The sequence below is a fragment of the Zarconia navalis LEGE 11467 genome (genome assembly GCF_015207075.1).
GTDB lineage: Bacteria > Cyanobacteriota > Cyanobacteriia > Cyanobacteriales > Geitlerinemataceae > Zarconia > Zarconia navalis.
This window is the reverse complement of record NZ_JADEXN010000350.1, coordinates 1-5,863: the sequence shown is the minus strand read 5'-3', so window position 1 is coordinate 5,863 and position 5,863 is coordinate 1. Positions and strand designations below refer to the sequence as shown.

Sequence of the window (5,863 nt, the reverse complement as noted above, 5' to 3'; positions counted from 1 at the left end):
CACGAGGACTTGCGCGAAGCTCAAGCCGATTTATATCCCGATATCGACCTGCAACTGGGCTACTCTCGGACGGATTCGGCCGGTAGCGAACTGGCAATCGAACGGTCGATCAATTCGACTGTGGAGGCTCAGGAAGAACAATTGGGCAGAGAGCTAACCGACGATGAAATCGACGTGATTACAGAGCAGGCAGACGGATCGCAACAAAATTTCAACCCAACAGTTTCTAACAACCTTACCGGTCAAATCGGCATCTCCTACAATATTTTCACCTCCGGTTTGCGCAGCGCTCAAATTACCTCAGCCGAGCTACAGGTTCGTTTAGACGAGCTAGACGTGGAGCGGATTCGCGAAGATATTCGCTTGGATGTGGCCACGGCTTACTACGATTTACAAGAAGCTGACGGCAACGTCCGCATTAACGAAGCGGCCGTCGGCAATGCCGAACAAAGCTTAGAGGATGCCGAAGCCCTCGAACGGGCAGGGGTGGGAACTCAGTTCGACGTGCTGCGTGCAGAAGTGAACTTAGCCAACGCCCAGCAAGATTTGACCGAAAGCTTGAGCGACCAACGCATTTCTCAGCGACAGTTGGCTCAACTAATCGATCTCGGCCAGCAGGCTAATATTACCGCAGCCGACCCGGTGGAAATTGCGGGATTGTGGGAACTCTCCCTCGAACAGACGATCGTCGCGGCGATTAAAAATCGAGCCGAACTCGAACAGCAACTCGTCCAACGGGATATTAGCGAGCAGCAGCGACGGGCCGCCCTGTCTCAAATCGGGCCGCAAGTGACGGTCAGTGCCAACTACAACGTTCTCAACCGGTTAGATGATAGTACCGGATTTGCTGATGGGACTTTATTGCAAGTGCAAGGAAACTGGCGACTGTTCGATGGTGGTGCCGCTCGGGCCGCCGCTCGCCAACAGGAAATTAACGCCGAAATTGCCGAAAATCAGTTTGCCGAACAGCGCAATCTGATTCGTTTTAGCGTCGAGCAATTTTATTCGGATTTAGAGGCCAACCTAGAGAGCATTCAAACCGCTCAAATCGCCCTCGAGCAAGCCCAAGAAGCACTGGAATTGGCTCGGCTGCGCTTCCAAGCGGGTGTGGGGACCCAGACGGAGGTGATCGACTCGGAAACGGATTTGACTCGCGCCCAAGATAACCTCCTCGATGCGATTATCAGCTACAACCGATCTCTGATCGGACTTCAACGATCGGTTAGCAACCTTCCCTTAAGCGATTACGTCCTCGATTGATTCAGATACCAGATGTCAGATACCAGATGTCAGATATCAGATACCAGACATAGCGCTACGCAAAAGAAGACTTGGGAGTCGGAATTTTTAATTCTCTTCTCCTGCCCCCCAAGCTCCCGAAGCCCCTCTATGTTCCCGTTGTGCTGCGATAATGCTACATTGATTTACAAGCCTAGCCTCGGTTGCCCGAGTTTGTTGGGTTGCGGGGCATCGAGAGCGAAAGGTGTGGTTCTCAATCGCGAGTCCGTCAATCCTTGTCTGGAAGCAAACACCTAGGGCAAATAACGAACAGCTCCAGTGGGTGCCTCTCTTCTCGAATGCATTTACTTCATTACTGCAAGCTACCTATGTCCAACTCCGATTCCGATGGGAAAGCTTTACCCTCTCAAGATAATGCCAAATCTCCATCTGTGCCCTTGTCAGTGTATCGGGAGCTTGCAGCCGAGCTGCAAGCCACTCAAGCGATGCTCGACTCCTTGCACGCTCAAAACAAGCAGCTCACCCGACAAAACCAGCAACTGAACGATCGCCACGAGCAACTGCAACGGGAAATTGCCAACGCGGTCGAATCGGTCGATCGCATGAAACAGATTGCGAACGTGGAGGAATCGAAAGGTTCTGTCGCGGCAACTGAAGCCTCGGTTTCCGCCCTCGATACGCTATCGGAGTCGAAATCCAACAATCCCTCGAATTCGATGGATGCTTCCCTCTTTCGGGCGAACGTTACCGAACAGCCAGCGAGTTCGCCGCCGATTTGGAGCACGCCGGCGGGAAATATCGATCGAAAATGGTCGATTGCCATTGTGGCGGCGATCGTGGTGGCCGCATTTGGAGCGGGTTACTTGTATCAGGTTTCTGTTGATAACGATCGCTAGGAGCATTGGGATGAGATAGCGATGTCGCGCAGCGAAACGGCAAGCATCTTCTCCCCCGGCCCTCCACATCCCTCGTCCGAACTCCCGCGACCGATGCAATAAAAAAAGCCCCCATCATCCCTGTTGACGGGGGCTTTTCTGCGGGTGTCTAACCCTCAGAGTACCTACATTTAGTGATACCGGTTTTAGCAGTGAGTGTCATCAGCCATTTGGCTTAATTTGCTCGAATAAGGGAAAGACTGGTATATTTCGTTACCGTTAATCGAGTCCCAGTTCTCGTTTGAGCAAATTGATCGACTTTGCACCGATGTAGTTTTCAATGCAGATAATTTGGGGGGGACGAATGAGGTCGTCTCTGGCGGCACCGATGGACATTTTAACGCTCGGATAGCTCGCGCGATCGCAGATAATCGTCCGGGCACTGCGCACCAAAGCATTGAGTTTGTACGCATCGCCCATTTGAGCGGTCACCACTAAGAGGTCGTCCCCGCGCAAGCTGTGGATAATGACTTCAGAAGCTCTGAGCAACCCGGTACTTAGGCTTACCAAACCCACACAACTATCTTTGGGTAAATCCTTAATCAGTTCGATTTCCCCAGCGTAGTCGTAAATATCCACGGGAATTACCCGCACGGACTTGGGAGCGGCAATTTCTTCTGCTTCGCCGATAAAGTAGCGACTGGTGACCACGGTGCCGGAGTTCGCACGATCGAGGGTGCGATCTAATTCTTCCATGGGAACCAGTTGTACGGGAATGCATAGCGACTGTTCTAACTCCCGCGCCATCAACTCGCCCACACCAATATCCTGGGTGGGGGCCGTCACCAGTACCCGCGCGCTACACCGCAAACGCCAGTCAATTTCGGCCAGGAACAGCTCTCGAGCTTGGTTTAGGGAGCAACCCTGTTTGAGGAGGTCATCGACGCTTTGCTGGACGATTTTGTAGGCCTGAGGATACTTTTCGAGGGTGGGAGAGTTGAGCTGAGTGCCACCTTCATGTCCTTGAGCGCGCACGTAAATGCCCGATCCCGCTTGAGCCTCCACCAGACCCGTTTCTTCGAGCTGTCGGTAGACTTTGCTGATGGTATTGCGGTGCAACCCCGTTTGCATGGCCAGTTGCCGGGTGCTGGGTAGCCGATGACCGGGTGGAAATTGCCGCGAGGCGATCGCGAACCGAATCTGGTTGAACAGTTGATTCGAGGCCGGAATATCACTATCGGGTTGGATGTGAAACTGCATAAATGGTGTAATCCTCCAGGGTGAGGGGATTGCGATGTCTGAAAATATGACAATCAGGAGCGAGGGGTTAGGACATCAAATCGGAGATCGGGGAAAACTCAGAAACATCCTTTGGGCTAGTTGTCCACCACATTGATGCGCGACAGGTAGGGGTAGTGCCCCATCATAATTTCTGGGGTGGAGTACTGGTTGTCCTAACCTATACGGCTTCTGTCATACTTAAGCTTACCTTTTAAACTCAGTATACGAGTGCATTGCAGGCGATCTCTCGATTTGAGAAGAGATTTGACTGTTTTTGATGGAGCTGCGCCTCAAATCCACCGACTCACCTGATTCGATCGTCACTGACCCATCGGTCATCTTATCTTGTTATTCTCTCAAAAGATAAGATCGAGAAATGAAAGTCCTTGAAATTCGAGAAGATGCCGCAAAAATTCAGTTTTCAAATTCCGAACTGAGTATTCTGGCCAATACGATTCGGGAAACGATCGCCGCCTTAACTCGAGAATTTGTTGCCCGAGTGGGTGCATCGATCGCAGAAGGTCAAAAAGTTGAGGATTTACTAACCCAGGCCATCGATCGAAATTACGAATCCATCGAACTGAATTTATCGAAGCTCGAACTCGGGATACTCCATAGTTGCTTGAATGAAGTTTGTTATGGATTTAAATTAGCCGATTTTGAATTGAAAATTGGAGCCTCTCGTGAAGAAGTTCGATTGATATTCGAGCAAGTTATCCCGATTTCTCGTGAGATGCGATCGATTCTCGATGAAATCAAGGCTGCTTTTATCGCAAAAGCAAAATTAAACAAGAAAGAGTTTCTTCTAGAAGGCGAGGGATACAAGGTTTCATTTGACTTAAGCAAAAGGAGGCTGAGACAAGAAGAAATCGGCGTATCCATTCGCTTATTTCTTGAAACTCAAATTTCTGAATTATCCCTGAAAACTCATTTAGATTTGATGACAACTCAAGATGTGCGAAATTTTATTCTCGAACTTGAAAATTATGCGAATTCTCTAAATAAAGCCTCAGATGACTTAATATCTCCTCTAAATATATATAACGATTTGTTCCAGCTTCAAGTTGAAAATAAAAAGATAGAGAAAGAAGAGTCAGAGTATGCCAACCTAAGTTTGATGGTTCACTTCACTAGATCTCGTCCTAAAGTGTCCGAGCCGTTTTTAGGGGTAAAAGGAATGATTTCCATTCAAAATATTACAAGCTTCACTTCATCCGTGCGAGAATTTTTAGATTGCTCGATCGAGTCAATGAGTTTAGACACATCCGATCGAAGTCAATAACTCTCTTGCTGCTGGCTGTATCCTTTGTGTCTTTGTCGTCGATCTAATGTAAGATTCTTTAAAGATAGATCTAATTTTCAAAAGCTTATCTAAGTCTATTTCCCGATATTCTAGAAACGTTAGAATATTGCCTCATAAAAATAATGACTCTATTAGAATTTAGATCGAAAAATGTTGAAATTGTCAATGGGAATTTACAAATTGATGCTTACCTAGCTCAGCCGGTTGGAGATGGGAAATTTCCCGGCATCGTGGTCTTTCAAGAAATCTTTGGAGTCAACGCCCACATCCGAGAGATCGTCGATCGAATTGCCCAGCAAGGCTATGTCGCGATCGCCCCGGCATTGTACCAACGTACCGCCCCCGGTTTCGAGACGGGTTACACCGATGCAGACTTCAAATTGGGTCGATCGTACAAAGCCCAAACTAAAGCCTCAGAACTCCGAAGCGATACCCAAGCGGCGATCGATTATCTCAAAGCCATGCCCAACACCACTTCGGCCATCGGCACGATCGGGTTTTGCTTCGGGGGACACGTTGCTTATCTGGTTGCCACCTTACCCGATATTAAAGCGACGGCATCCTGTTACGGGGCCGGCATCGCGACGAGCTGTCCGGGAGAAGAAGGAACCACCCTCGATCGCACTTCCGAGATTGGGGAAACCCTCTACGGCTTTTTCGGCACTGCCGATCCCCTCATTCCCCTCGAACAGGTCGATCGTATCGAAGCTGAGTTGAAAAAGCACAATATCCCCCACCAAATTTTCCGCTATGAAGGGGCAGACCACGGTTTTATGTGCGATCGACGCAGCAGCTACAATCCCACTGCCGCCGCCGATGCGTGGCAGCAAATTTGGCAATTATTCGAGAGTACCTTGAAAGTTTAGGGAAGCCAGGGTCGGGAGGTACTGGTGTGAGATTAAACTGTCCTAACCGTAGTGGCGACTGCTATACCAGAGAGCTTTGGGATCGCCTTTTTTCTCGCTCGCGTAGCGTGTCCTCCGGACGATAGTCGTGTCAAAGACACGCAATTTTGCGAACTGTCAAGCATACCCTGCGGTTGCAGGGCAAACGCATCTTATTTTGAAATGCTGACTGGATATGGGATTTACTAGACAAGTATTTTTACTTACCAGTTTTTAAATCTTTTCTGAGTAAGGCTTCTATAATTTAGATGCGTTTGCCC

5 protein-coding genes are annotated in these 5,863 nt (G+C 49.2%); 4 read left to right on the top strand and 1 reads right to left on the bottom strand.

From position 1 onward, the window contains the following. Together IQ235_RS16745 and IQ235_RS16740 are read left to right on the top strand one after the other, a co-directional pair. Positions 1 to 1,260 (top strand): TolC family protein (locus IQ235_RS16745; protein WP_264322569.1); only part of this gene is annotated, 1,260 nt, incomplete at its 5' end. A 347-nt stretch (positions 1,261 to 1,607) separates the two neighbouring features. Then, on the top strand, positions 1,608 to 2,135 hold the full coding sequence (locus IQ235_RS16740) for a DUF3450 domain-containing protein (RefSeq protein WP_264322568.1): 528 nt from the start codon (positions 1,608 to 1,610) through the stop codon (positions 2,133 to 2,135). A gap of 258 nt (positions 2,136 to 2,393) precedes the next feature. On the opposite strand, the gene IQ235_RS16735 is transcribed toward IQ235_RS16740, so the two are convergent. Further along, positions 2,394 to 3,374, bottom strand: a complete 981-nt coding sequence (locus IQ235_RS16735; RefSeq protein WP_264322567.1) for a GntR family transcriptional regulator — start codon at positions 3,372 to 3,374, stop codon at positions 2,394 to 2,396. A gap of 397 nt (positions 3,375 to 3,771) precedes the next feature. Between IQ235_RS16735 and IQ235_RS16730 the strand changes: the two genes are divergently transcribed. After that, positions 3,772 to 4,677, top strand: coding sequence for a hypothetical protein (locus IQ235_RS16730; protein ID WP_264322566.1), 906 nt, complete (start codon positions 3,772 to 3,774; stop codon positions 4,675 to 4,677). Between the two features lie 143 nt (positions 4,678 to 4,820). After that, positions 4,821 to 5,564: a dienelactone hydrolase family protein gene (locus IQ235_RS16725; protein ID WP_264322565.1), complete on the top strand. Its 744-nt coding sequence runs from the start codon at positions 4,821 to 4,823 to the stop codon at positions 5,562 to 5,564. The last annotated feature ends 299 nt before the right edge of the window (positions 5,565 to 5,863 follow it).